The following is a 25129-nucleotide window of genomic DNA, read 5'->3' on the forward strand; positions in this document are numbered from 1 at the left end:
TCATGACTTCCGCCTTGACGACAGGCTGTCTGCGGCATCGATACACCCGATGCGCGGCGCTGTATTCCGGGAAGAACACCCATGCGCGAGCACACTGATGCCGAAGGCCCTGGCCCGACGAGCCGGCGCGCTTCTGGATCAGGGAGCGGCACAGCTCTTTCCGGGCTATTTCTCGGTGGTCATGGCAACCGGCGCGACCTCCATAGCCGCGCATCTTCTGGGCTACGCGCTGCTGGCGCAATTGCTGCTGCTGGCCAACGTGCTGGCCTACGTGATTCTGTGGGGATTCACCCTCACGCGCCTGCTGCGTTACCCGCGGCGTCTAGTCGGCGACATGGTGGATCACGCCCGGGGACCGGGCTTTTTCACAATCATCGCGGCGACCAGCATCCTGGGATCGCAGCTCGTGCTCCTGAGGGACTGGGCGGCCGGCGGTGCCGCCTTCTGGTGGCTGGCGAGCGGGCTTTGGCTGCTCATCATGTACGCCTTTTTCATCGCCGTAACCATTCGCAGCCGCAAGCCGACGCTCGCCAGCGGCATCAACGGTGCCTGGCTGCTGGCGGCAGTGAGCACCCAGTCGGTTTCGGTGCTGACCTCGCTGGTGCCGTGGAGCGGCGGCGACGAGCTGCGGTTGTTCTTCGCGCTGGCCATGTATCTCGTCGGCTGCATGCTCTACATGGCGATCATCACTCTGATCTTCTATCGACTGACCTTCCTGCGTCTGACTGCGGATACATTGACGCCGCCCTACTGGATCAATATGGGCGCCGTGGCCATCGCGACCCTGGCCGGAGCGACGCTTATTCTGCAGACTGGCGACAGCGCGCTTCTGACCGAGCTGCTGCCCTTTCTGAAGAGCTTCACGCTCTTCTTCTGGGCTACGGCTACCTGGTGGGTGCACTTCCTGATCGGGTTGACCCTCTGGCGGCATGTCCTGCAGCGGCACGCGCTGCGCTACGAGCCGCAGCTCTGGAGCATGGTCTTCCCTTTGGCGATGTACACCACCGGCACGCTGCGCTTATCCGCGGCGCTGGAACTCGATTTCCTGGCGATCATTCCCGCGATTACCTTCTGGCTGGCGCTAGCGGCATGGATGCTGACCAGCGCCGGCATGGCGGGGCATTTCGGCAGGATCACCTGGCGCGCACTGCTGTTGCGCACGGAGGCGCCGACTTGATCCTGGTCAAGCCATCAAGCGCCGAGTCCCGTCATTCTGTCCCCGATGGACGCAATACCTTCCAGGATGCACAAGCGCGCATGAAACCTGGTCGTCCTTTGATCCGCATGTATCGCGATGGCACCGAAGGTCATCGCACGCAAGGAGCTATCCGATGAGCAACCTCCTCAATCATCTGCGCTATTTCCGCCTCGAGAGCGGCAACTTCTCAGGCGATCACGGTGTCACCACCGAGGAAACACGCGGCTGGGAGGACGCCTACCGCCAGCGCTGGCAGCACGACCGCATCGTGCGCTCCACGCACGGCGTCAACTGCACCGGCTCCTGTTCGTGGAAGATCTACGTCAAGAACGGGCTGATCACCTGGGAGACGCAGCAGACCGACTATCCACGCACGCGGCCCGGGCTGCCGAATCACGAGCCTCGGGGTTGCGCGCGCGGCGCGAGCTATTCCTGGTACGTCTACAGCGCGAATCGGGTCAAGTACCCGCTGGTGCGCTCGACGCTGATCCGTTTGTGGCGCGAGGCGCGCGCGCAGCATCACGATCCGGTCGACGCCTGGGCGGCCATCGTCGAGGATCCCGACAAGGTCAAGAGCTACAAGCAGCGCCGCGGCCTGGGCGGCTTCGTGCGCGGCGACTGGGAGGAGCTCAACGAGATCATCGGTGCGGCCAATGTCTATACGGCCAAGCAGTACGGGCCGGACCGCATCTTCGGCTTTTCGCCGATCCCGGCCATGTCGATGGTCTCCTACGCTGCCGGCACGCGCTATCTGTCGCTGATCGGCGGCGTCTGCATGAGCTTCTACGACTGGTACTGCGATCTGCCGCCCGCAAGCCCGCAGACCTGGGGCGAGCAGACCGACGTGCCGGAATCGGCGGACTGGTTCAACTCCACCTTCCTGATGATGTGGGGCTCCAACGTGCCGCAGACGCGCACGCCGGACGCGCACTTCATGACCGAGGCACGTTACCGCGGCACCAAGACCGTGACGGTGACGCCGGATTACTCCGAGGCCTCCAAGTTCGGCGACATCTGGCTCAATCCGAAGCAGGGCACCGACTCGGCGATGGCCATGGCCATGGGCCATGTCATCCTCAAGGAGTGGCACGTCGAGGGCAGAAGCGATTACTTCGACGACTACGTGCGCCGCTACACGGATCTGCCCTATCTGGTGCGCCTCGACGAGAAGAACGGCCAGCTCACGCCGGGCTGCAATCTGCGCGCCTCGGACCTCGACGGTGCGATGGGGCAGCAGACCAACGCCGACTGGAAGCCGGTGGCCTGGGACGAGAAGCGCGGCGCGCCGGTGGTGCCGAAGGGCGGCATCGGCTTCCGCTGGAACGACGGCGACGGTCGCTGGAACCTGCAGGAAGAGGATGCCGACGGCACGCCCATCCGCCTGCAGCTGAGCCACATCGAAGGCGCCGAGGAGGTGGCCGAAGTCGCCTTCCCCTATTTCGGTGGGGGCGGCAACGCGCACTGGACGCTGACAGAGCACGAGGCCATCCAGACCCGCCGTGTGCCGGTGCGCCGCATCACGCTCGCCGATGGCAGCACGACACGGGTGGCCAGCGTCTTCGATCTGCTGGCGGCCAACTACGGCATTGACCGCGGGCTCGGCGGTGACAACGTCGCGGCCAGCTACGACGACGACGTGCCCTACACGCCGGCCTGGCAGGAGCGCATCACCGGCGTGCCGCGCGAGAAGGTCATCGCCGTGGCGCGGCAGTTCGCCGACAACGCGCACAAGACGCACGGCAAGTCGATGATCGTCATCGGCGCCGGCATGAACCACTGGTACCACATGGACATGGGCTACCGCGCCATCATCAAGATGCTGATGATGTGTGGCTGCATCGGTGTGTCCGGCGGTGGCTGGGCGCACTACGTCGGCCAGGAGAAACTGCGCCCGCAGACCGGCTGGACGCCACTTGCCTTCGCGCTGGACTGGCACCGCCCGCCGCGGCACATGAATTCTACCTCGGCCTTCTATTTGCATACCAGCCAGTGGCGGCACGAGAAGCTGGGCATGCGCGAAGTGCTGTCACCTCTGGCCAATGCCGAGGACTGGCCGGAGAGCATGGTCGACTACAACGTGCGCGCCGAGCGCATGGGCTGGCTGCCCTCGGCACCGCAGCTGTCGCGCAACCCGCTGACGCTGGGCCGCGAGGCTGTCGCCGCGGGCGTCAAGCCGGCCGACTATGTTGTCGAGCAGCTCAAGACCGGCAAGCTCGGCTTCGCGGCGGAGGATCCGGACAACCCGGTGAACTTCCCGCGCAACATGTTCGTCTGGCGCTCGAATCTGCTGGGCTCTTCGGGCAAGGGGCACGAGTACTTCCTGAAGTATCTGCTCGGCACCCAGCACGGCCTGCAGGGCAAGGATCTGGACAGCTTCCCGGAGGCGCCCAAGCCGGAAGAGGTGCAGTGGCGCGGTGCCGCCGAGGGCAAGCTCGACCTGCTGGTGACGCTGGACTTCCGCATGTCCACCACCTGCATGTATTCGGACATCGTCCTGCCGACGGCGACCTGGTACGAAAAGAACGATCTCAACACCTCGGACATGCATCCCTTCATCCATCCGCTGACCGCGGCGGTGGACCCGGCCTGGGAGTCGCGCAGCGACTGGGACATCTATCGCGGTATCGCGCGTGCCTTCTCCAAAGCCGCCGAGGGGCATCTGGGCAGCGAGACCGACATCGTCACGCTGCCCATGCAGCACGACTCCCCCGGCGAGCTGGCGCAGGGGCCCGAGCCCAAGGACTGGAAGCGTGGCGAGTGCGAGCCGGTGCCCGGCAAGACCATGCCGAATCTGGTGGCCGTGCAGCGCGACTACCCGGACACCTACCGCAAGTTCACCGCGCTGGGCCCGCTGATGCAGGAGATCGGCAACGGCGGCAAGGGCATCGCCTGGAAGACCGAGCCCGAGGTCGAGGCGCTTGGCGAGATCAACGGGCGCGTGCGCGAGCCAGGTTGCTCGCAGGGCCAGCCGCGCCTCGACTCGGCCCTGCACGCGGCCGAGACCATACTGACGTTGGCGCCCGAGACCAACGGCCACGTCGCGGTGAAGGCCTGGGGCGCGCTCTCCAAGATCACGGGGCGCGATCACACGCACCTGGCGCTGCCGCACGAAGACGAGACCCTGCGCTTCCGCGATCTGGTCGCGCAGCCGCGCAAGATCATCAGCTCGCCGACCTGGAGCGGCGTCGAGTCCGAGAAGGTTTGCTACAACGCCGGCTGGACCAACGTCAACGAGCTGATTCCCTGGCGCACACTGACCGGGCGCCAGCATTTCTACCAGGACCACCCCTGGCTGCGGGCCTTCGGCGAGGGTTTATGCGTCTACCGCCCGCCGGTGGATCTCAAGACCATCGAGCCGATGAAAGGCACGCGCGACAACGGCAATCCCGAGATCGCGCTCAACTTCATCACGCCGCACCAGAAGTGGGGCATCCACAGCACCTACACGGACAACCTGCTGATGCTGACGCTGTCGCGCGGCGGGCCGATCATCTGGATCTCGGAAACCGACGCGAAGAAGGCCGGCATCCGCGACAACGACTGGATCGAAGCCTTCAACATCAACGGTGCCATCGCCGCGCGCGCAGTCGTCAGCCAGCGCGTTGCCGAGGGCATGGCGATGATGTACCACGCCCAGGAGAAGATCGTGAACACGCCCGGCTCGGAGATCACCGGCCAGCGCGGCGGCATCCACAACTCGGTGACGCGCGCGGTGCTCAAGCCCACGCACATGGTGGGCGGCTACGCGCAGCTCTCCTACGGCTTCAACTACTACGGCACGGTCGGCTCCAATCGCGACGAGTTCATTGTCGTGCGCAAGATGAAGCGCATCGACTGGATGGACGGCGAGGAAGCCACCGAGCAAGCCACCGCCATCGCAGGAGGCGCGAAATGAAGGTCAGAGCGCAAATCGGCAAGGTCCTGAATCTCGACAAGTGCATCGGCTGCCACACCTGTTCGGTCACCTGCAAGAATGTCTGGACCTCGCGCGAGGGTGTCGAGTACGCCTGGTTCAACAACGTCGAGACCAAGCCCGGGGTCGGCTATCCCAAGGACTGGGAGAACCAGGACCGTTACAACGGCGGCTGGCGCCTCAACAAGGGCGAGCTGCAGCCGCGCATCGGCGGCCGTTGGCGCGTGCTGGCGAACATCTTCGCCAACCCGGACATGCCGGCCATCGACGACTACTACGAGCCCTGGGACTACGACTACCACCACCTGCAGACCGCGGGCGATTCCAAGACCATGCCCACCGCCCGGCCGCGCTCGGCCATTACCGGCGAGCGCATGCAGAAGATCGAGTGGGGCCCGAACTGGGAGGAGATCCTCGGCTCGGAGTTCGAGCACCGCTCCAAGGACTACAACTTCGAGGGCGTGCAGAAGGAGATCTACGGGCAGTTCGAGAATACCTTCATGATGTATCTGCCCCGGCTGTGCGAGCACTGCCTGAACCCGACCTGCGTGGCCAGCTGTCCGTCGGGCGCGATCTACAAGCGCGAAGAGGACGGCATCGTGCTGATCGACCAGGACAAGTGCCGCGGCTGGCGCATGTGCGTCTCGGGCTGCCCCTACAAGAAGATCTACTACAACTGGAAGTCCGGCAAGTCCGAGAAGTGCATCTTCTGTTACCCGCGCATCGAGGTCGGCGAGCCGACCGTCTGCTCGGAGACCTGCGTCGGTCGAATCCGCTATCTGGGCGTGCTGCTCTACGACGCCGACCGCATCCAGGAAGCCGCCAGCGTGGCCAACGAGCAGGATCTCTACGAGGCCCAGCTCGACATCTTCCTCGATCCGAACGATCCGGAAGTCATCGAGGCCGCGCGCGCCGAGGGCATTCCCGAGGACTGGATGGAAGCCGCACGCCGTTCGCCGGTCTACCGGATGGCCATGGACTGGAAGGTCGCCTTCCCGCTGCACCCGGAGTACCGCACGCTGCCGATGGTCTGGTACTGCCCGCCGTTGTCGCCCATCCAGTCCGCCGCCGAGGCCGGCAAGATTGGCTTCAACGGTGAGATCCCGGATGTGGATTCGCTGCGCATCCCGATGCGTTATCTCGCCAATATGCTCACCGCCGGTGAGGAGGCACCCATCAAGCTGGCGCTGGAGCGCATGCTCGCCATGCGCGCCTATATGCGCGCCCGCAACGTCGACGGCCGCGACGCGCCGGAGCTGCTCGACGCCGTCGGGCTGACGCCGGAGCAGGTCGAGGATATGTACAAGATCATGGCCATTGCCGACTACGAAGACCGCTTCGTCATCCCGACCAACAAGCGCGAGTACGCTGAATCGATCTACGACGGCGCTACCGAGCGTGGCGGCTGCGGCTTCTCCTTCGGCAGCGGCTGCAATACCGCCGGCGACGATCCGGATGTCTTCGGTGGCAAGCCGACGACCAAGCGCAAGTTCTTCCCGATCCGCGTCGAGAAGCAGAAGGAGGCCAGCCGATGAAGAGCCTTCTGGTGCTGTCCCGCTTGATGGGCTATCCGGACGAGGCCGTTGCCGCAGGTGTGGCCGAGATGCGCGCCGTGCTCGACGAGGAAGGGGTTCTGCCGGCACAGGCCAGGGCAGGGGTGGAGGCCGTGCTGCAGCGGCTGGAGACGACCCCGTTGCTCGATCTGCAGGAGGAGTACGTCGCCACCTTCGATCGCGGTCGCGCGCTTTCGCTGCATCTCTTCGAGCACGTCCACGGCGAGTCGCGCGACCGGGGCCAGGCCATGGTGGAGCTCATGCAGCATTACGCCGCGCACGGCCTGGAGCTTGGCGCGCGCGAATTACCGGACTACCTGCCGCTGATGCTGGAGTTCCTGTCCACCCAGCCGCCCGAGCAGACGCAGGAGCTGCTGGGCGACGCGATGCCGGCGATCGTGCTGCTGGGGGCGCGTCTACGCGAGCAGGACAGCATCCATGCCCGCCTCTTCGAGGCTCTGGAAGCGCTAGTGGACGCCGAGGCCGAGGAGCGCGAGGCGATGCAGCGCCAGGCCGCCGAGGAGGGGCCCGACGAGACCATCACGCGCATGGACGAAATCTGGCAGGAAGAGCAGGTCGTCTTCATGGGCAATGCCGATCCGGCGGGCGGCTGCGGCAGCGGCCAGCAATCGTCGTCGAGCTCGCAGGAAACACCGTTGCAATGGGTGCCGCCGGACCGCGCGGCCCATCCCCGGCCTTGATGGAGCATTCAGCCATGGATTACTTCAATCAACTCATCTTCGGCGTCGGCCCCTATCTCGCGGGTACGATCTTCCTGCTCGGTTCCTATCTGCGCTACGAGCGCGGGCAGTACACCTGGCGCGCCATGTCGAGCCAGATCTTCACCTCCACGCCGAACTTCCGGCGCGCGAGCATCGCCTTCCACGTCGGCATCCTGCTGCTCTTCTTCGGGCATCTCTTCGGGCTGCTGACGCCGGCGCCGGTCTACCATGCGCTGGGGCTGTCGACCTCTGCCAAGCAGCTCGTCGCAATGGTGGCGGGCGGTCTCTTCGGGACGCTGTGCTTCGTCGGGCTCACTTACCTGCTGTGGCGGCGGCTTTTCAACGAGCGCGTGCGCGCCAACAGCGCGCCGATGGATACCTTCATCATCCTCCTGCTCTATCTGCAGCTGATCACCGGCCTGATCTCCATCGGAGTGTCCACCCAGCACATGGATGGCTCGGTGATGGTGCTGCTGGCGACCTGGGCGCAGCACATCGTCACCTTCAGGCCGGAGGCCTGGCAGTACATCGCCGACGTGCACTGGGTCTACAAGGTGCACGTCTTCCTCGGGCTGGTCATGTTCACAGCCTTCCCCTTCTCGCGCCTCGTGCACATCTGGAGCTGGCCGGTCGCCTATGTGCGACGCAGCTACCAGGTCGTGCGCAGCCAATAGGAGTCACTCATGAGCGTGCAGCACTATGTGCCCCAGCCTCAGCCGCAGGGCGAGCCCAGCCCGCAGGCGCAGCCCACGCGCCGACCGGGCACGCAGGCCATCACCGTCAACGGCCGCGAGATCTCGCGCGATGCCATCGACCGCGAAGTCCAGCACCACCCGGCGCCCAGCATCGACGAGGCGCGCCGCCAAGCGGCGACGGCGCTGGTCGTGCGCGAGCTGCTCATCCAGCGCGCCGAGGCGCTGGGCGTGACAGGCGAAGCCAAGGGCGAGGAGACCGCCGAGGAGGCCGCCATCGCGCGGCTGATCGAGCAGGAGTGCGAGTGCCCGGAGCCCAGCGAGGAAGACTGCCGGCGCTATTTCGAGGCGAATCGCGACCGCTTCCGAACACCGGATGCGCACGAGGTCTCGCATATCTTTCTGCCGGCGCCCAACGACGACGAAGCTCTGCGCGCCGAGGCGCGCAATGCCGCGCGCAATCTCATCAGCCAGCTCGATGGGGATACCAGCCGCTTTGCCGAACTCGCGCGTGCGCACTCGCGCTGTTCATCGCGCGAGCAGGGCGGGCATCTTGGTCTCATCACCCGCGGGCAGACCGCACCCGAGTTCGAGCGCGCGCTGTCGCGCATGCCGGTGGGCGAAATCAACCACCACCCGCTGGAGACGCGCTACGGCTTTCATGTCGTGCTCGTGCATCAGCGCGAGCCCGGGGAGCCGCTGCCCTTCGAGGCCGTGCAGGGCGATATCGCCGCCTATTTGCGCGAGCAGGTGCACCGGCGTGCGGTCAGCCAGTATGTACAGCTGCTCGCCGGGCAGGCCGCCATCCACGGTATCGATCTGGAAGCGGCGGGTACGCCGCTGGTGCAATGACGATGGCGGAAACCGAGATTGCCAGCTTCGAGGATCTGCTCGCGGCCACGCGGGCCGACGATGCGCCCAAGCGGTTGCTGGTGGTGCTGCTGCGCGTCGACAGCGTGCACCGCCGCGAAGCCGACGGCAGCGAAGCGCCGCTGCAGGGCGAGGGCACGCTGTCGCCGGTGGCCGCCCATGATCTCCCTGTCGATGACGCGCTGAGCTTCGAGCGCCTGGTCAGCGAGGCGGATGAAGTGGCGCCGGGCTGGTCCTTCCTGATGACCGCAGTGCTTGCCGGCCGCGACCGTGTGCCCGCCACCGAGGATGCCGCGCCGCATCTGCAGCGTATGGCTACTGCCGTGACCTCCGGCGAGGGACTCGCGCAGTACGCGGTTTTTGATCGCTTCGGCGATGCGGTGCGTCTGCAGCCGGCTGAGACGCAATAGCGCGCATGCCGGCCGTCAGTTCGCGGCGCTGGCTGGGAGACAGCGCCGGCGCCTTTGCCGACAGCGCAGTGCTCTTTCCGCTGCTGCTGGCGCTGGCGTGGCAGACGGGGGCCTCGGCGGCCGTGATGCTGGCCACCACCGGGGCCGCCTATCTGGCGACCGGCTGGTGGTTCCGGCTGCCCATCCCCGTACAACCGCTGAAGTCCCTGGCCCTGATGGCCGTCACGGTGGGCGCCACCGCCGCCGAGCTGCGTCTGGCCGGCGGATTGCTGGGCGCGATCTATCTGATCATCGGCGTGCTGCCGCGCATCGGCGAGTGGGCGCAGCGCGTGCCGCAGCCGCTGGTGCACGGCTTTCAGCTGGGTCTCGGCATCCTGCTGGTGGTCACGGCATTGCAGTTGCCGGCGTTGGATACCCGTTCCTTGCTGCTCGCCGTAGCAGGTGCGGTGGCGCTGGTGGCGATTACCTGGCGCAGCCACTGGCCCTGGCTCGGCGTCGTCGCGCTGGCCGGCCTCATCTGGGGTGTTGCCACCGGCGGTGGCGTGGCGCCAGCTCCTTTCAGCGAGGGGCTGCGCGTCGGGGTGGTTGCACTGATGGTGCTGCCGCAGATCGCACTGACATTGACGAACTCCGTGCTCGCCACCGAGCGTGCCGCCCACGCCTATTTCGGGGAAGAGGCTGCGCGCGTGACCACGCCGCGGCTGCTCGGTTCGCTGGGCGTGGGCAATCTCGTCGTGGCAGCGCTCGGCGGCATGCCCTATTGCCACGGCTCGGGCGGGCTGACGGCGCATTACCGCGGGGGCAGCCGCAGTTGGCGCTCCAATGCGGTGATCGGCGTCGCGCTACTGGGTCTGGCGCTGTGGCTAGTGCTGGGTGGCGGCGGGCTGCCGGGGTATCCGCCTGCGCTGCAGGCCATGCTGCTGCTGGTGATCGGGGTCTTCCACATGCAGTTGGCGGCGCCCAGCTGGCGCCGGCCGCAGGGGCGCTGGGTGCTGGTGCCCATGGCGCTGGCTGCGCTGCTGCTGCAGAACATGGCGGCTGTGCTGGTGGTGGGCGCGCTCGCCGTGCTGCTGGTCTGGCGCCTGGGACCGCCTGCGTCCGAGGGTGAGACATGGTGAAGCGTGTCCCGTCGGCCGGCGGCTACCTGCCTCTCGGGCAGCTCATTTTCGGTTTGATGTTGCCGGTCACCGGCGTCGTGCCGGTGCTGGACGAGCTGACGCGCGGCCGACATCCGGGGCTGTCGGATTTCGCCCAGCACTTGTTCATGGTGGCCAACATGCTGGCGGCGGTGCTCTTCGCGCCGCTGGTCGGACAGCTTTCGGACCGGCTCGGTCGCCGTCAGCCGGTGCTGATCGGCAGCCTGCTCGCCAACATCGTTGTGCTGCTACTGCTCGCCCGCGACGCACCCTATGCGGTACATCTTCTGCTGCGTTTCTTCGATGGCGCGCTGCACATCAGTGCGCTGACGCTGCTCATGACCATGGCCGGTGACCGCGGCTCCGGCACCTCCAGTGGGCGGGCGATGGGCACCGCCGGGCTGGCGCTGACGCTGGGTGTAGCCGCCGGCGCGCCGCTGGGGGGCTGGCTCGGTGGGATACGGCCGACTTTGGTGCTAGAGGCCGGCGCGGTGCTGTCGCTGCTGCTTGCTGTGGGGTGCTGCTTTCTGAACGAGGTTCCAGCAAGCCAGCCTTCCCAGCCGGAAGATTGCGGGCGAACGATCCTGGGGCGCCTGCCGTGGCGGCAGCTGGTGGTGCCCTATGCCTTCACCTTCGCGGACCGCTTGTCGGTGGGTTTCATCGTTTCGACGATGACGCTCTATATGCGTCGCGTGCTGGACGCCGAGCCGGAGCGCATCGGGCTGCTGATGGCGAGCTTCATGCTGCCTTTCGCGCTGCTCAGCTATCCCTTTGCACGGCTGGCGCAGGCGTGGGGCGCGTTAACGCCGCTGATGGCGGGCAGCCTGCTCTATGCGGGCGCGCTGGTGGCGCTGTCGCTGGCGCCGCTGCCGCTGTGGTTCGCGCTGATGCCGGCCGGTGGTATAGCCGCCGCCCTGATGTTCGCGCCAACGCTGGTGCTGACGGCGGCCGCCGCTAATGACAGTCAGCGCGCAAGGGCGATGGGTGGATTCCACGCCGCCGGTTCGTTGGGATTCCTGCTGGGGCCGCTGGTGGGCGGTGGTGTGCTGGCTGCGGCGGAGCTGTTTGGACGCGACGGCTGGCTGGCGGCTTTCTGGCTGGTCGCGGGCTTACAGCTGCTCTGCGTGGCCCTCTTCCTGCCCCTGTGGCTGCGCCGGCGAGGTTCAGGCGGGTAGGGCCAGCAGCTCGCGCAGGCGCTGCTCGGGGTGCAGTAGATCCTGGAGCGTGTATCGATCGAGCACGCTCATGAAGGCGCGCAGTGCTTCCTCGATGGCCCCCTTGAGCGTACAGACCGGCGCCAGACAGCATTGACCGTCCGGGTGGAAGCATTCGACCAGCGCGAGGTCGGTCTCGGTGCTGCGCACGACGCGGCCGACGTTGATGGCCTCCGGCGCCTGCGCTAGGCGCATGCCGCCGTTCTTGCCGCGCACGGTCTCGACGTAGCCGAGCTGTCCGAGCTCGAAGACCACCTTCATGATGTGATTGCGTGATATCGCGTAGCGCTCCGAGATCTCGCTGATGGTCACGAGTCGGTCCTGCTCCTCGAGGCCAAGGTAGATCAGCACGCGCAGGGCGTAGTCGGTATAGCGGGTGAGCCTCATCGGGTGCGCGCCTCCACGGTTTGTCGGGCAAGCTGCTCGCTCAGCCTTGGGTAGAGCAGGGTCTCTTCAACCGCGATATTTTCCGCCAGATCGAGGATCAGGGGTTGCAGACGCGTGTAGAGCTTGCGCCACAGCTTGCATGCGTCCTCCGGTGTCTGGAACTCGTCGCAGAGGGCATGGATGCTGTGCAGCAGATGCTGAATGTCCTCGTGCTCGTGCCCAAGGCGGCGAAAGGTTGCTGGCGCCAGCGGATCGTCGATGGCGTCATCAGGCGCAAGTTGTCTGCGCTCGCGTGGCATATGGGCGTGCAGCAACGTCGCCAGATCCTGTAAGGCTTCTGCGAGGCCGTGTGGGGCGCTCGGGTGGCTGTCGTGCACGGATTCCACGCGTTCCGCCATCGGCAGCAGCGCGGCGAGTCGCTGCTCGTAGTCGCGCCGATAGGTCTGGGCAACGAGTTCGCTGAGCTTCTGCGCGCCCGCGTACCGGGCGTCGTCGGAAAGCCGCGCGATGCGCGCGACGCGGGCAGTGATCCCGTCAGCGTCCAAACCAAAGGCGTGCGCGGCCGAGCGCAGACTGCGCTGCTGGCAGCTTGGATGGGTCAGGCCGCAGAGTTGCAGCAGCGGCTGAGCCGCCGGCAGGTTGTCGAGGACGTCGCCGACCCGGGCGGTGGCGTTGTTCGAGGAATGGGACATGGCAGTACCTCGCTGTTGAAGGCTGGGCATCCCCGCGCGCGGCAGCGCCAGCAGGAGCGCGATCACGCCGCTGCCGACGCTGTGGTGCACAGCGCCCCGCCCAGGGCGGTGAGTGCTTGCACGTCTTCGAAACGAAGGCGCCGGCCGGAGACGCGAATCAGTCCAGTGCCGGAAAGTCGCTGCAGGCTGCGCGAGACGGTCTCCGGCGCGATGCGTAGATGCGCGGCAATGTCACGGCGCGGCATGGGTAGATCGATGCTGGTGCCCTGGGGGTCAATGCGCATACGCAGATCGATAAGGAAAGCGGCGATCCGGGCATCGACCGGATGATCGCCCGCTCGCGCGTGCGCCCGAGCCAGCGCCCGGCCGAGTCTGCCGAGCAGGAAGCGGCTGTCCTCGGAACTCTGCGCGGCTGCGGTATACAAGGCCTCCAGTGGCAGCGCCGCAACCTCGGCATTGCTGACGGCGCTGACTTCAGCCGGGTACGCCGACGCGCCCAGCCCGTCGAGACCGACAAGCTCACCGGGCAGGTGGAAGGCATGCACACGCTCGACACCGTCGGCATCCACGGCGACGCTTTTCAGGCAGCCGTGCTGCACGCAGAAGACGTGGTCGACGCGATCACCCTGTGCATAGAGGAGCTGCCCCCTGGCCAGCCGGATCCTGCCGCGACCGGGCTGACGGCTTTGAGCGCAGATGCCCTGCAGATCGCAGCGGATGCCGGCCCGTGTCAGCGTGCAGGGAGCATCGGCCATAAGCTGATTCGCGTCGGTCGATGCATGGGGGGTGTCGAAGGGTGGGGGCATGGCTTGCACCTGACAGGCTCAAACATGTATAAATCATACATGTTTAAATCCGTCGCGCCAAGCACCTATCGCACCAATACTCGAGGAGCTTTTGCATGACCCAGGAAGCCAGTCTTTCGTCGGACCGGTCGGCCGCCAATCCGGCATCGGCCTCGCTGCGGCGGCTGCTGGACTACCCCTTTCGTGTGTTCTTTCTCGCCACTGGTATCTGGGCCGTGCTCGCCGTGCCCTTGTGGCTGCTGATGCTCTTCGGCGTGATCGACGCACCCTCGGCGTTGCCGTCGTTGCTGTGGCATCAGCACGAGATGCTCTTCGGCCTGCTGCATCCAGCCATTGCCGGCTTTCTGCTGACGGCGGTCTGTGTTTGGACGCAAACCGAGCGGCTGCAAGGTCTGCCCCTGCTGGGGCTGGCGCTGGTCTGGCTTGCGGGCCGTATCACGATGCTCGCCGGTGAGATGCTGCCCGGTGGGCTCGTCATGGCGGTGAATCTCGCCTTTCTGCCGCTGGTCATGCTCGATGCCGGTCGGCGCATCGTGGCGGTCCGCCAGTGGCGTCAGCTGGTGCTGATGGTGGTGCTGGGCGCGCTCTGGGCGGCGCAGCTGGGCTTCTGGCTGGCGCCCTATGGCGTCGCGCCCTCCGTGGCCATGCTGGCGACGATGCTCCTTATGTTGGTCATCGGTGGCCGCATCACGCCCGCCTTCTCGGCCGGTTGGCTGCGTATGCGCGGGGAAACCGAACTGGCAGCGCGCATCGCCAATCGGCGCTGGCTGGAGCGCAGCATGCTGGCGCTGGCTGCAATCCTACTGGTAGCGGTCGTGCTGCAAGTGAGCGCGCTGGTGGCGGTCGCGGCGCTGGCGCTGGCGGTGGTGACGGCGGCCCGGATCGCCTTGTGGCGCGGGTGGCGCGTACGCGCCGAGCCGCTGCTGTGGATTCTGCATCTGTCGCTGGCCTGGATCCCGGTGGCATTGCTGCTGCTGGCGCTGGGGCAGTTCGGCCTGGTACCGGCCACGGCCTGGCTGCACGCAGCCGGCGTGGGCGCGATGGGTGGCTTGATCCTGGGCGTGATGAGCCGCGTCGCCCTCGGCCACACTGGCCGCCCGCTGGTGCTGCCGGCAGGTATTGCCAGCGCCTTCGTGCTGATCCATGCCGGCGCGGTACTGCGTGTAACGGCGGCCGTGAGCGTTGGGCCCTGGCTGCCGCTGATCGCGGTCAGCACGCTCTGCTGGGTGATTGCCTACGGCCTCTTCGTGGCGCGCTACACACCGATACTGCTCGCGCCGCGGCCCGACGGCAGGCCGGGCTGAGGCGATGCAGGACTACCTGGACTACGCCACCCTGCGCGCGCTGCACGTTGGAGCGGTCTACCTCAGCGGCACGCTCTTCCTGCTGCGCGGGCTCGGGATGCTGGCGGGGCAGAGCTGGTATCTGCGCGGCGTCTGGCGCGTGCTGCCGCACATCGTGGACACCGTGCTGCTTGCCGCAGCCATCGGCCTGCTGATCGTGCTCTCCGGCTATCCGCTGCGTGAGCCCTGGCTGATCACCAAGCTGGTGGCGCTGGTGGTCTACATCCTGCTCGGCAGCTACGCGCTCAAGCGCGCTCCGAGCTATGCGCAACGCGCCGGTTTCTTCGCCGCCGCGCTGCTGGTCTTTGTCTACATCATCGGAGTGGCTATGAGCCGCTCTGTCTTTCTCGGCGTCTTCGCCTAGCTCTCGCGGTCAACGAGTCCAGGGTTTAGGCTGGAGATGCCCAGCATGCGGTCAGGAGCATAGCGATGCCGGATACGGCCCATACAACCGGCTTCGACCAGGACGCCTTCTACGACAGTGTCCTGCAGGAGAAGTATTGCAAGCACGACGAGCGCACCCGGGAGGAGATATTCCGGCGCGTGGCGCGAGGGTTGGCGGCCATCGAGCGCACGCAGGCCGAAGCCGCGGATGAGGCGCGGCTCAAGATGGCCGCGAGGGGGCTGGGCGCAGCCGAGGCCACGCCCGAGGCCATCGAGCAGGCTGCCTACGAGCGCTTCCTGAGCGCCCAGCAGGCCGGCTTTTACCCGGCCGGTCGCGTGGCCAGCGCCTGCGGGACGGATATCCGCGCAACGCTCATCAACTGCTTTGTGCAGCCGGTGGGCGATTCCATCTCGGAGGATCGCGACGGCAAGCCCGGCATCTATCGCGCCCTCGGCGAAGCCGCCGAAACCATGCGCCGCGGCGGCGGTGTCGGCTACGACTTCTCGCTGATACGTCCGCGCGGTGCGAAAGTGGCCAGCACGCAATCGCGCGCAAGCGGGCCGATCTCCTATATGCGCGTCTTCGACCGCAGCTGCGAGACGGTGGAATCGGCCGGTGCCAGGCGCGGCGCACAGATGGGCATCATGCGCTGCGACCATCCGGATATTGAGGACTTCGTCACGGCCAAGGACTTACGGGAATTCAATGCGCTACTGGCGCAAATTGATCTTGATTCCGCCGAAGCCGAAGCGCTGCGCAACCGGGTGCGCACCCTCTCCAACTTCAACCTCAGCGTCGCGGTCACCGATGAACTGATGGCCGCGGTGGCGGATGGCCGCGACTTCGAGCTGGTGCACGCCGCTGAGCCCAGCGAGTCGCTCAAGGCCGAAGGCGCCTATCAGCGCGACGACGGGATGTGGGTCTACCGTCGCCTGCCGGCGCGCGATCTGTGGGACCGCATCACCCGGCAGACCTACGAGACTGCCGAGCCCGGCGTGGTCTTCATCGACCGCATGAATGCCGACAACAACCTCGGCTATTGCGAGCGCATCGAGGCCACGAACCCCTGTGTCACGGCAGATACTCGTCTGCATACCCGGCAGGGTCTCGTGCGTATCGGCGATCTCCATGCGCAGGGTGAATCCCTCGAGGTCAGCGTGGACACACGGGCGCTGGGCGGCGACAAGCGCGGCACGGCAGCGCGCACGGCGGCGCCGGCTTTCCTCACATCTGAATCGGCGGATGTTTATAAGGTGGTCACTGCTGACGGCTACGAAATCAAGGCAACACGCTGGCACGATTTCTACACCGCGCGCGGCAAGCTGCCGTTGTCCGAGTTGAAGATGGGCGACGAGGTTCTTGTGCAGTCCGGAAAGGGGCTCTTTGGCTCCGAGGGCAACGAGCATCTCGGGCGTCTGCTCGGCTTCATCACCGGCGACGGCCACTTCACGAACCGCGGCGGCGGCGAGGAGGCGGTGGTCCTCAGCTTCTGGAACGAGGAGCGCCAGCTTGCCGAGCAGATCTGTCATTACGTCAACTCTCTCATAGGCGACCTCGCAAAGACCCGGCGGATTTATCGGGTGCAGCCGGTGGCGGTGCCGGAGCGGCAGATGCTCTTCGTACGTTCCGTGCTGCTTGCACGTGTGTTGCAACACTACGGGTTCACGCGTGACAGCAAGCTCAGTGTTCCCGAAGTCATATGGCGTGGGAGCGAAGCCTGCGTGCGCGCCTATCTGCAGGCGCTATTCCAGGCCGATGGCACGGTCAATGTCTCCTGTAGTCGCCAGTCCTGCTCGGTGCGCTTGGCCTCGAGCAGCCGTGAGCTGCTTCGTGATATCCAGCAGCTGCTCGCGAACTTCGGTGTTTTCTGCCGCATTCGCGCACGTCGCGCTGCAGGGAAGCGCACGTTGCCGGACGGCAATGGTGGTGCACGTGCCTACAGTTGCCAGGCCGACTTCGAGCTAATCATCGACGGGGAATCCCGCGAGACCTTCATGCAGGAAATCGGTTTCCTGCTGGACCGCAAGAATGCGCGCTACCGGGAGTGGGTCGCGGACAAGAAGCTGCGCAAGACACAGCGCTTCGCCAGCCCCGTAGCCGAGATTAGCTACGTCGGCAAGGAGCCCGTATTCGACACGACGCAACCTGACCACAATGCGGTGATCTTCAACGGGCTGGTAACCGGGCAGTGCGGCGAACAGCCATTACCGGACTACGGCTGCTGCTGCCTGGGCAGTGTCGATCTGGCGGCCTTCGTGCGCGAGCCTTTCGGCGACGTGCCGGTTGTGGACTGGGAGGCGCTCGGCACGACCGTGGAAACGGCCGTGCGCATGCTCGACGACGTGCTGGACGCGACCTACTGGCCGTTGCCGCAGCAGCGCGATGAGGCCATGCACAAGCGCCGCGTCGGGCTGGGCATGACCGGGCTGGGGACGGCTACGGCCATGATGGAGCGCGTCTACGGCGCCGACGATGGCGTGGCGCTGGCCGAGGAGCTGGCCGACTTCATCAAGCGGCGGGCCTATCAGGCCTCGGTGGCGCTGGCACGCGAGAAGGGCGCTTTCCCGGCCTTCTCGGCTGACGATTATCTGGCCAGCGGCTTCATGCAGCGCATGCCGGAAGACATCCGCGCGTCTGTTGCCGCCCATGGCATCCGCAACTCGCATCTGCTGTCGATCGCGCCCACCGGCACGATCTCGCTGGCCTTCGGCCGCAACATCTCCAATGGCGTCGAGCCGCCCTTCGCCTGGGCCTATTCGCGCGTCAAGCGGCAGGCCGACGGCACGCGCCAGTCCTATGAGGTGCAGGATCGCGGTTATCGCCTGTACATCGAGCAGGGTGGCGATCCGGAGGCCCTGCCGGAGTACTTCGTCAATGCGCAGACACTGCCGGTGGCGGCGCATCTGGCGACGCAGGCGGCCGTGCAGCGGCACGTCGATTCGTCGATTTCGAAGACCATCAACGTGCCGGCCGACTATGACTTCGAGGCCTTCAAGCAGGTCTATGCCGATGCCTTCGCCGCCGGCTGCAAGGGCTGCACGACCTACCGGCCCAACGACAGCACCGGCGCGGTTCTATCGGTTACGCCGACGGGCAAGCAAACGCCGGCCAGCTTCGTCGAGGACTCCGACCGGCGCATCCGCCTGGATCAGGTGCCAGCGCCGGCGCTGGCCAGCCTGCGCTGGCCGGGGCGGCCCGAGATGGCAGAGGGTAATCCTTCCTGGACCTACTTCGTCGACGGCGATACCGCGCGTTTCGCCGTGGTCATCGGACACACCGACAACGGCGCCACCAGACCTTTCGAAGTCTGGGTCAACGGCACCGAGCAGCCGCCCGGACTGTCGGCCATCGCCAAGCTGTTGTCCATGGACATGCGCAGCCAGGATCGCGGCTGGCTGGCCAAGAAGCTCGACGCGCTGGTCAAGACGCGCGGTGCGCCGATACGGGCCGTCATGCCGGGGCAGGGCGAGGTCACCATGGCCTCGGCGACGGCTGTGCTGGCTCGCCTGGTCAAACTGCGCTGTGAGCAGCTCGGCGCCTTCGACGAGGATGGGGCCACACCGGTGCTGGATGCGCTGATGTCCGACAAGGAGCCCAAGGCCGACACCGACGGCACCATGAGCTGGACGGTCGATATCGCCAACGCGCAGACGAGTGACGACTTCGTGCTCGGCCTCAAGGAGCTGGTCATGCCGGACGGCAACCGCCGGCCCTACAGCGTCTGGCTGTCCGGCGACTACCCGCGCGATCTCGACGGGTTGTGCAAGCTGCTGTCGCTGGATATGCGCGTCATCGACCCGGCCTGGATCGGTGAGAAGCTGCGCAAGCTGCTCAGCTACGCCGAGCCGCACGGTGACTTCCTGGCGCGTGTACCCGGCGGCAAGCGTATGCAGCGCTATCCCTCGACGATGGCCTACATGGGCGCGCTGATGCTGCATCGCTACCGAATGCTCGGCATTCTCGACAGCGATGGCGCATCGCTGCACCCCATGGGCGTGCTTGCCGGGCGCGACGCGCGCAACAGCCTGCCGCGTTCGGCGCCCTTACCCGGTGCGCCCTGCCCGGACTGCGGCGCACAGGCCGTGGTGCGTCGCGACGGCTGCGACGCCTGCACGGCCTGCGGCTGGGTGGGGGCCTGCGGCTGAAGCCGCCCTTGTCGGCGGCACGGATGTAGTTTGCGTACCATTCGCGCGCCGCAGCCCTGGGCGCGACCACCCGCAATCGCCGGGCCGCCGCCGTTCGTCGGTAGGAGCGCTGCGTGGAAAGCGCGTGGTGGTTTTCTTATACGGAGGCGCTGCATGCGTCACCGACCACCGCGCGAATGGGGGCATGAATGCAGGGTTCATTCAAGGTGCACACGGGGATCCGCACGGCTCGCCGATGGCTGGCATTCATGCTGTCTGGCTTGCTCATGGCGGGTGCATGGAGCACGACCAACGCTCAGTTCGAAGACCTTGATGCGGCACTTGCACGCAACAGCGGCCTCGTCGGTGTGCAGCTCGTGCTTGCGGAACAGCCGCGCGGTCTGCGCATGCTCGTCAACGCCGCTGAGCGCGGTGATCGGCTCGCGCAGTACAACCTTGGGGTGGCCTATTCGCAGGGGCGCGTCACTGGCCGCCCCGCACCCAAGGCCGCATTGGGCTGGTATCGGCGCGCCGCTGCACAGGGCCACGCTTCTGCCGCCTACAACGCCGGAGTGCTCTTCAGCAACGGCGCTATCGGCGCTGTCGATCTCGAACGCGCCACCCAGTGGATGCGTTGGGCCGCCGATATGCGGCATGCAGCGGCCAGCCGATGGCTAGCGCGCCGTGATCGGTAGCTGGTTCCCGGCTCGTCGTCTGCCGCTGATCCCGCCAAGGCATCACTAAGCCCGCGGCAAGAACAACACGGAATATGGAAACAATGCGCAACGCCTTCAGCGTCGGCGTCCGGCGCGCTATTGTCGTGGGCAATGCGGCGCAAGCGTGACAAGCGAAGCGCCTCCACCGGAACCGCTGTTCCATCGATGCAAGGAGATTGCCATGACGCTAAGGATCGGAAGCACTGCCCCGGATTTCACCGCGCAGACCACCGAAGGCCAGATCCGCTTCCACGACTGGATCGGTGACAACTGGTGCATTCTCTTCTCGCACCCGAAGGATTTCACGCCGGTGTGCACCACCGAACTCGGCTACATGGCCAAGCTCAAGCCCGAGTTCGACAAGCGTAATACCAAGGTCATCGGGCTGTCCGTCGATCCGGTCGACAACCACAGCAAGTGGTCGGCCGACATTGAGGAAACGCAGGGCACCGCACCCAACTATCCGATGATCGGCGACACCGATCTGGCCGTGTCCAAGGCCTACGACATGCTGCCGGAGGATGAGGGCGCATCCGCCGAAGGCCGCACGCCGGCCGACAACGCCACCGTGCGCACGGTCTTCATCATCGGCCCGGACAAGAAGATCAAGGCCATGCTGATCTATCCGATGACCAGCGGGCGCAACTTCGACGAGGTGCTGCGCCTGCTCGATTCCATCCAGCTCAACGCCAAGCACACCGTTGCCACGCCGGTGAACTGGAAGCCGGGCGAGGACATCATCATCCCGCCCACGGTCAGCAAGGAAGACGCGGACAAGAAGTTCCCGGGGGGCTACAAGACGCTCAAGCCCTATCTGCGCGTGGCGCCGCAGCCGAAGGACTGAGCCGCAGCCGGCCGGTGCGGGCAATCGCGCCGGCCGGCGTTTCGGAGCGGCGCCTAGAAGCTGTCGCCTGGCACGCGCACCCAGCCTTCCATCAGCACGCGCGCCGAACGGCTCATGATGGCCTTGGCGGCGCTCCACTGGCCGTTGACCAGCTTGGCCTCGGCGCCGACGCGCAGCGTGCCGGAGGGGTGGCCGAAGTGCACCGAGGTGCGCTCGCCGCCGCCGGCAGCCTCGTTGACGGTCGTGCCGGGTACCGCGGCAGCCGTGCCGATGGCCACCGCGGCGGTGCCCATCATGGCGTGGTGCAGCTTGCCCATGGACAGCGCGCGCACGTTGAGGTCGATGTCCCCCGCATTGACCGGCTTGCCGCTGGAGGCCGTGTAGCTGGCCGGCGGCGCGACAAAGGCGACCTTCGGTGTGTGCTGGCGATTGGCGGCCTCCTCGACCTTCTCGATCAGCCCCATGCGCACGGCGGCGTGGGCACGGATGGTCTCGAACATCGCCAGCTGCTTGGCGTCCTCGTTGATGGCCGGCTGCAGCTCGGTGCCGCTGTAGCCGATATCCGCGGCGTTGACGAAGACCGTCGGGATGCCGGCGTTGATCATGGTCGCGGTCAGCGTGCCGACGCCGGGTACCTCGAGCCGGTCGACGACGTTTCCGGTCGGAAACATCGCGCCTTCGCCGTCGGCCGGGTCCATGAACTCGATGGCGACCTCGGCGGCCGGGAAGGTGACGCCGTCGAGTTCGAAATCACCGGTTTCCTGCACGGCGCCGTCGGTGATCGGGACGTGCGCGACGATGGCCTTCTGGATGTTCGCCTGCCAGATGCGCACGGTGCAGTGCCCGTTCTCCGGAATGCGCGCGGCGTCGATCAGCCCGTTGTTGATGGCGAAGGCACCGACGGCGGCGGTCAGGTTGCCGCAGTTGCCGCTCCAGTCGACGAAGGCCTTGTCGATGGAGACCTGTCCGAAGAGATAATCGACGTCGAAATCCGCGCTGTTGCTCTTCGACAGGATGACGGCCTTGGAGGTCGAGGAGGTCGCCCCGCCCATGCCGTCGATCTGCTTGGCGTAGGGGTCCGGACTGCCGATGACACGCAGCAGCAGCTTGTCGCGCGCCTCGCCCGGAACCTGCGCGGCCTCTGGCAAGTCCTGCAGCCGGAAGAAGACGCCCTTGCTGGTGCCGCCGCGCATATAGGTGGCGGGAACGCGGATCTGGGGTGCGTGCGGCATGTCAGGCGGCCTCTTCCTGTTCGAGGAAATCCTGGGCGAAGCGCTGCAGCACGCCGCCGGCCTCGTAGATGCGCAGCTCCTCCTGCGTATCCAGGCGGCAGATGACCGGAACCTCGAGTGTCTCGCCCTCGCGGCGATGGATGTGCAGCGTCAGCGTCGCGCCGGGGGAGGGCGTGCCCACCACATCGAAGGTCTCGCTGCCGTCGATGCCCATCGTCTTGCGCGTAGTGCCTTCCTGGAACTGCAGCGGCATGACGCCCATGCCGACCAGGTTGGTGCGGTGGATGCGCTCGAAGCCTTCCGCGACGATGGCCTCTACGCCGGCCAGGCGCACGCCCTTGGCCGCCCAGTCGCGCGAGGAGCCCTGGCCGTAGTCGGCGCCGGCGATGACAATCAAGGCCTGCTTGCGCTCCTGGTAGGCCTCGATGGCTTCCCACATGCGCACGACCTTGCCGTCCGGCTCGAGTCGGGTCAGCGAGCCCTGCTTCACCTCGCCGTCGACCACCGCCATCTCGTTGATGAGCTTCGGGTTGGCGAGCGTGGCGCGCTGGGCCGTCAAATGGTCACCGCGGTGGGTAGCGTAGGAGTTGAAGTCCTCCTCGGGCAGGCCCATCTTCGCCAAGTATTCGCCGGCCGCGCTGTCCGCCATGATAGCGTTGGAGGGCGACAGGTGGTCGGTGGTGATGTTGTCGCCGAGCACGGCCAGCGCGCGCATGCCCTTGAGCGAGGGCGCGGTCGCGAGCGCGCCTTCCCAGTAGGGTGGGCGGCGGATGTAGGTGCTTTGCGCGCGCCAGTCGTAGAGCGGGCTGATCTTGTCGTCGTCGAGGATTTTGAAGCTGAACATCGGGTCGTAGACCGAGCGGAAATGCTCCGGCTTCACCGCGCTGGCCACCGTTGCGTCGATTTCCTCGTCACTGGGCCACAGATCCTTAAGGGTGACTGCATTGCCATCCTTGTCGTAGCCGAGCACATCCTTCTCGATATCGAAGCGCGTCGTGCCGGCGATGGCGTAGGCGACCACCAGCGGCGGCGAGGCCAGGAAGGCCTGCTTGGCATAAGGGTGGATACGGCCGTCGAAGTTGCGGTTGCCGGAGAGCACGGCCACCGAATACAGATCGCGGTCGATGATCTCCTGCTGGATCTTCGGGTCGAGCGCGCCGCTCATGCCGTTGCAGGTGGTGCAGGCGAAGGCGACGATGCCGAAGCCGAGCCGGTTGAGCTCGTCCTGCAACCCGCACTCCTCCATGTAGAGCTTCACGGCCTTGGAGCCCGGTGCGAAGGAACTCTTCACCCAGGGCTTGCGGGTCAGCCCGCGCTGGTTGGCGTTGCGCGCCAGCAGGCCCGCGGCGATGACGTTGCGCGGGTTCGAGGTATTCGTGCAGCTGGTAATGGCGGCGATGATGACTGCGCCGTCCGGCATGCTGCCGTCCTCGGGCAGCTCGACCTTGCCGGAAATGCCGGCCTTGGCGAGGTCAGCGGTCGACACGCGCGCGTGGGGGCGCGACGGGCCGGCCAGGTTGCGCGTGACGCTGGACAGATCGAAGCGCAGCACGCGCTCGTACTCGGCGGTCTTCAGATCGTCGGCCCACAGGCCGGTGTGCCTGGCGTAGCGCTCGACCAGATCGACCTGCTCCGGGGTGCGGCCGGTGAGCTTGAGATAGTCGATGGTCTGCTCGTCGATGTAGAACATCGCGGCAGTGGCGCCGTATTCCGGCGTCATGTTCGAGATAGTGGCGCGGTCGCCCAGCGACAGCGCCGAAGCGCCCTCGCCGAAGAACTCGAGATAGGCTGAGACGACCTTTTCGTTACGCAGGAATTCGGTCAGCGCCAGCACGATGTCGGTGCTCGTCATGCCCGGCGCCGGCTTGCCGGTGAGCTCGACGCCGATGATGTCGGGCAGGCGCATGTAGGAGGCGCGGCCGAGCATGACGCTCTCCGCCTCCAGGCCACCGACGCCGACCGCGATGACGCCGAGCGCGTCGACGTGCGGCGTATGGCTATCGGTGCCGACCAGCGTGTCCGGGTAGGCGACGCCGTCGACGGCGTGCACCACTGGCGACATCCGCTCCAGATTGATCTGATGCATGATGCCGTTGCCGGGCGGCACCACATCGATGTTCTCGAAGGCTTGCTTCGTCCAGTCGATGAAGTGGAAGCGATCCTCGTTGCGGCGGTCCTCGATGGCGCGGTTCTTCTCGAAGGCGTCTTCCTCGAAGCCGGCGTGCTCGACGGCCAGCGAGTGGTCGACGATGAGCTGCGTCGGCACCACCGGGTTCACCTTGGCCGGGTCGCCGCCGCGCTCGGCGATGGCGTCGCGCAGGCCGGCAAGATCGACGAGCGCGGTCTGGCCGAGGATGTCATGGCAGACCACGCGTGCCGGATACCAGGGGAAATCGAGATCGCGCCGGCGCTCGATGAGCTGCTTCAGCGCATCGGTGAGCATGGCCGGGTCGCAGCGGCGGACGAGATTCTCCGCAAGCACGCGCGAGGTGTAGGGCAGGCCGTCATAGGCACCCGGCTGAATCGCATCCACCGCGGCGCGTACATCGAAGTAGTCGAGCTCGGTGCCGGGCAGGGGCTTGCGGTATTCGGTGTTCATGACCATGAGTGTTCCGTTCTTCAATGAATGCCGTGCTGACCTCTGTGGTCAGCTCGGCGGCTTGCGGCCATGGCCGCAGCGTCGTGAATGGGCCCATGCACGGCTAGCGGGCCGCGCAGCTTCGCGACCGCAGTGGTGAGGCGGCGCAATGGGAGCGTAATCTTGCCACTAAAGCGCCTTGTCGCGGTAACTCGCGCAGGCCGTTGCTCGTGGCTTCAGCCCCGGGCTGCCGCGACTTTCGCTGCGAAACGCAGCCACCACCTCTGCGGATATTGGCCCGTTGGCCACCCCGC

The 25129-nt window shown here is 66.5% G+C and carries 19 protein-coding genes; 14 read left to right on the forward strand and 5 right to left on the reverse strand.

Features of this window, described 5'->3' with window-relative positions:
• Nucleotides 1-97: 97 nt before the first annotated feature.
• From U743_RS05130 to U743_RS05170, 9 genes are all read left to right on the forward strand, one after another.
• Complete coding sequence (locus U743_RS05130) at nucleotides 98-1177, forward strand: tellurite resistance/C4-dicarboxylate transporter family protein (RefSeq protein ID WP_043766080.1); 1080 nt, start codon at nucleotides 98-100, stop codon at nucleotides 1175-1177.
• A 154-nt stretch (nucleotides 1178-1331) separates the two neighbouring features.
• Complete coding sequence (locus U743_RS05135) at nucleotides 1332-5093, forward strand: nitrate reductase subunit alpha (protein ID WP_043766085.1); 3762 nt, start codon at nucleotides 1332-1334, stop codon at nucleotides 5091-5093.
• Complete coding sequence (narH, locus tag U743_RS05140; RefSeq protein WP_043766088.1) at nucleotides 5090-6646, forward strand: nitrate reductase subunit beta; 1557 nt, start codon at nucleotides 5090-5092, stop codon at nucleotides 6644-6646. The genes U743_RS05135 and narH overlap by 4 nt, the downstream gene beginning before the upstream one ends.
• Nucleotides 6643-7365: a nitrate reductase molybdenum cofactor assembly chaperone gene (gene narJ / locus U743_RS05145; protein WP_043766090.1), complete on the forward strand. Its 723-nt coding sequence runs from the start codon at nucleotides 6643-6645 to the stop codon at nucleotides 7363-7365. The genes narH and narJ overlap by 4 nt, the downstream gene beginning before the upstream one ends.
• Before the next feature lie 14 nt (nucleotides 7366-7379).
• Complete coding sequence (narI, locus tag U743_RS05150; protein WP_043771211.1) at nucleotides 7380-8060, forward strand: respiratory nitrate reductase subunit gamma; 681 nt, start codon at nucleotides 7380-7382, stop codon at nucleotides 8058-8060.
• Nucleotides 8061-8069: 9 nt separating this feature from the next.
• Complete coding sequence (locus U743_RS05155) at nucleotides 8070-8930, forward strand: peptidylprolyl isomerase (protein ID WP_084191377.1); 861 nt, start codon at nucleotides 8070-8072, stop codon at nucleotides 8928-8930.
• Complete coding sequence (locus U743_RS17945; RefSeq protein WP_156966343.1) at nucleotides 8927-9358, forward strand: hypothetical protein; 432 nt, start codon at nucleotides 8927-8929, stop codon at nucleotides 9356-9358. The genes U743_RS05155 and U743_RS17945 overlap by 4 nt, the downstream gene beginning before the upstream one ends.
• Before the next feature lie 5 nt (nucleotides 9359-9363).
• The gene (locus tag U743_RS05165) at nucleotides 9364-10476 is read left to right on the forward strand and encodes a molybdate transporter family protein (RefSeq protein WP_052367550.1); all 1113 of its coding nucleotides are present in this window, start codon (nucleotides 9364-9366) and stop codon (nucleotides 10474-10476) included.
• Nucleotides 10470-11669, forward strand: coding sequence for an MFS transporter (locus U743_RS05170; RefSeq protein WP_052367551.1), 1200 nt, complete (start codon nucleotides 10470-10472; stop codon nucleotides 11667-11669). Before U743_RS05165 ends, U743_RS05170 begins: the two co-directional genes overlap by 7 nt.
• Here U743_RS05170 and U743_RS05175 read toward each other — a convergent pair.
• The 3 genes from U743_RS05175 to U743_RS05185 form a co-directional block, all read right to left on the reverse strand.
• Nucleotides 11658-12095, reverse strand: a complete 438-nt coding sequence (locus U743_RS05175; protein ID WP_043766093.1) for an RrF2 family transcriptional regulator — start codon at nucleotides 12093-12095, stop codon at nucleotides 11658-11660. The two genes, U743_RS05170 and U743_RS05175, sit on opposite strands and share 12 nt — an antisense overlap.
• Complete coding sequence (locus U743_RS05180) at nucleotides 12092-12787, reverse strand: hemerythrin domain-containing protein (RefSeq protein WP_198021941.1); 696 nt, start codon at nucleotides 12785-12787, stop codon at nucleotides 12092-12094. Before U743_RS05180 ends, U743_RS05175 begins: the two co-directional genes overlap by 4 nt.
• A 62-nt stretch (nucleotides 12788-12849) precedes the next feature.
• Nucleotides 12850-13593, reverse strand: a complete 744-nt coding sequence (locus U743_RS05185; RefSeq protein ID WP_084191378.1) for a Crp/Fnr family transcriptional regulator — start codon at nucleotides 13591-13593, stop codon at nucleotides 12850-12852.
• Between the two features lie 95 nt (nucleotides 13594-13688).
• Here U743_RS05185 and U743_RS05190 point away from each other — a divergent pair, with 95 nt between their 5' ends.
• The 5 genes from U743_RS05190 to U743_RS05210 all read left to right on the forward strand — a co-directional run bounded on the left by U743_RS05190 (nucleotide 13689) and on the right by U743_RS05210 (nucleotide 21005).
• Entirely contained in the window at nucleotides 13689-14897 is a 1209-nt protein-coding gene (locus U743_RS05190) for an NnrS family protein (RefSeq protein ID WP_052367553.1), read from the forward strand.
• Nucleotides 14898-14901: 4 nt separating this feature from the next.
• Nucleotides 14902-15300 carry a SirB2 family protein gene (locus U743_RS05195; protein WP_043766098.1) on the forward strand — a complete coding sequence of 133 codons (399 nt, stop codon included), beginning with the start codon at nucleotides 14902-14904 and terminating at the stop codon, nucleotides 15298-15300.
• A 65-nt stretch (nucleotides 15301-15365) separates the two neighbouring features.
• Nucleotides 15366-19466, forward strand: a complete 4101-nt coding sequence (locus U743_RS05200) for an LAGLIDADG family homing endonuclease (protein ID WP_052367554.1) — start codon at nucleotides 15366-15368, stop codon at nucleotides 19464-19466.
• Nucleotides 19467-19714: 248 nt separating this feature from the next.
• Entirely contained in the window at nucleotides 19715-20140 is a 426-nt protein-coding gene (locus U743_RS17950) for an SEL1-like repeat protein (RefSeq protein WP_198021942.1), read from the forward strand.
• Between the two features lie 202 nt (nucleotides 20141-20342).
• Nucleotides 20343-21005, forward strand: a complete 663-nt coding sequence (locus tag U743_RS05210) for a peroxiredoxin (RefSeq protein ID WP_043766101.1) — start codon at nucleotides 20343-20345, stop codon at nucleotides 21003-21005.
• 53 nt (nucleotides 21006-21058) lie between these two features.
• On the opposite strand, the gene prpF is transcribed toward U743_RS05210, so the two are convergent.
• Nucleotides 21059-22237 (reverse strand): 2-methylaconitate cis-trans isomerase PrpF, encoded by a 1179-nt coding sequence (gene prpF / locus U743_RS05215; RefSeq protein WP_043766104.1) that lies wholly within the window; start codon nucleotides 22235-22237, stop codon nucleotides 21059-21061.
• 1 nt (nucleotide 22238) lies between these two features.
• Nucleotides 22239-24836 carry a Fe/S-dependent 2-methylisocitrate dehydratase AcnD gene (acnD, locus tag U743_RS05220; protein WP_043771237.1) on the reverse strand — a complete coding sequence of 866 codons (2598 nt, stop codon included), beginning with the start codon at nucleotides 24834-24836 and terminating at the stop codon, nucleotides 22239-22241.
• Nucleotides 24837-25129: the final 293 nt, after the last annotated feature.

This window comes from Algiphilus aromaticivorans DG1253 (genome assembly GCF_000733765.1).
Taxonomy (GTDB): Bacteria; Pseudomonadota; Gammaproteobacteria; order Nevskiales; family Nevskiaceae; genus Algiphilus; species Algiphilus aromaticivorans.

Excerpts from the sequence above, each read along its gene's own strand:
- U743_RS05130 (WP_043766080.1), top strand. The coding sequence starts at position 98 with ATGCCGAAGGCCCTGGCCCGACGAGCCGGCGCGCTTCTGGATCAGGGA.
- U743_RS05190 (WP_052367553.1), top strand. The coding sequence starts at position 13,689 with ATGACCCAGGAAGCCAGTCTTTCGTCGGACCGGTCGGCCGCCAATCCG.
- acnD (WP_043771237.1), bottom strand. The coding sequence starts at position 24,836 with ATGAACACCGAATACCGCAAGCCCCTGCCCGGCACCGAGCTCGACTAC.
- narJ (WP_043766090.1), top strand. The coding sequence starts at position 6,643 with ATGAAGAGCCTTCTGGTGCTGTCCCGCTTGATGGGCTATCCGGACGAG.
- narI (WP_043771211.1), top strand. The coding sequence starts at position 7,380 with ATGGATTACTTCAATCAACTCATCTTCGGCGTCGGCCCCTATCTCGCG.
- U743_RS17950 (WP_198021942.1), top strand. The coding sequence starts at position 19,715 with ATGCTGTCTGGCTTGCTCATGGCGGGTGCATGGAGCACGACCAACGCT.
- U743_RS05170 (WP_052367551.1), top strand. The coding sequence starts at position 10,470 with ATGGTGAAGCGTGTCCCGTCGGCCGGCGGCTACCTGCCTCTCGGGCAG.
- prpF (WP_043766104.1), bottom strand. The coding sequence starts at position 22,237 with ATGCCGCACGCACCCCAGATCCGCGTTCCCGCCACCTATATGCGCGGC.
- U743_RS05175 (WP_043766093.1), bottom strand. The coding sequence starts at position 12,095 with ATGAGGCTCACCCGCTATACCGACTACGCCCTGCGCGTGCTGATCTAC.
- U743_RS05200 (WP_052367554.1), top strand. The coding sequence starts at position 15,366 with ATGCCGGATACGGCCCATACAACCGGCTTCGACCAGGACGCCTTCTAC.
- U743_RS05180 (WP_198021941.1), bottom strand. The coding sequence starts at position 12,787 with ATGTCCCATTCCTCGAACAACGCCACCGCCCGGGTCGGCGACGTCCTC.
- U743_RS05155 (WP_084191377.1), top strand. The coding sequence starts at position 8,070 with ATGAGCGTGCAGCACTATGTGCCCCAGCCTCAGCCGCAGGGCGAGCCC.
- U743_RS05165 (WP_052367550.1), top strand. The coding sequence starts at position 9,364 with ATGCCGGCCGTCAGTTCGCGGCGCTGGCTGGGAGACAGCGCCGGCGCC.
- U743_RS17945 (WP_156966343.1), top strand. The coding sequence starts at position 8,927 with ATGACGATGGCGGAAACCGAGATTGCCAGCTTCGAGGATCTGCTCGCG.
- U743_RS05185 (WP_084191378.1), bottom strand. The coding sequence starts at position 13,593 with ATGCCCCCACCCTTCGACACCCCCCATGCATCGACCGACGCGAATCAG.
- U743_RS05210 (WP_043766101.1), top strand. The coding sequence starts at position 20,343 with ATGACGCTAAGGATCGGAAGCACTGCCCCGGATTTCACCGCGCAGACC.
- narH (WP_043766088.1), top strand. The coding sequence starts at position 5,090 with ATGAAGGTCAGAGCGCAAATCGGCAAGGTCCTGAATCTCGACAAGTGC.
- U743_RS05135 (WP_043766085.1), top strand. The coding sequence starts at position 1,332 with ATGAGCAACCTCCTCAATCATCTGCGCTATTTCCGCCTCGAGAGCGGC.
- U743_RS05195 (WP_043766098.1), top strand. The coding sequence starts at position 14,902 with ATGCAGGACTACCTGGACTACGCCACCCTGCGCGCGCTGCACGTTGGA.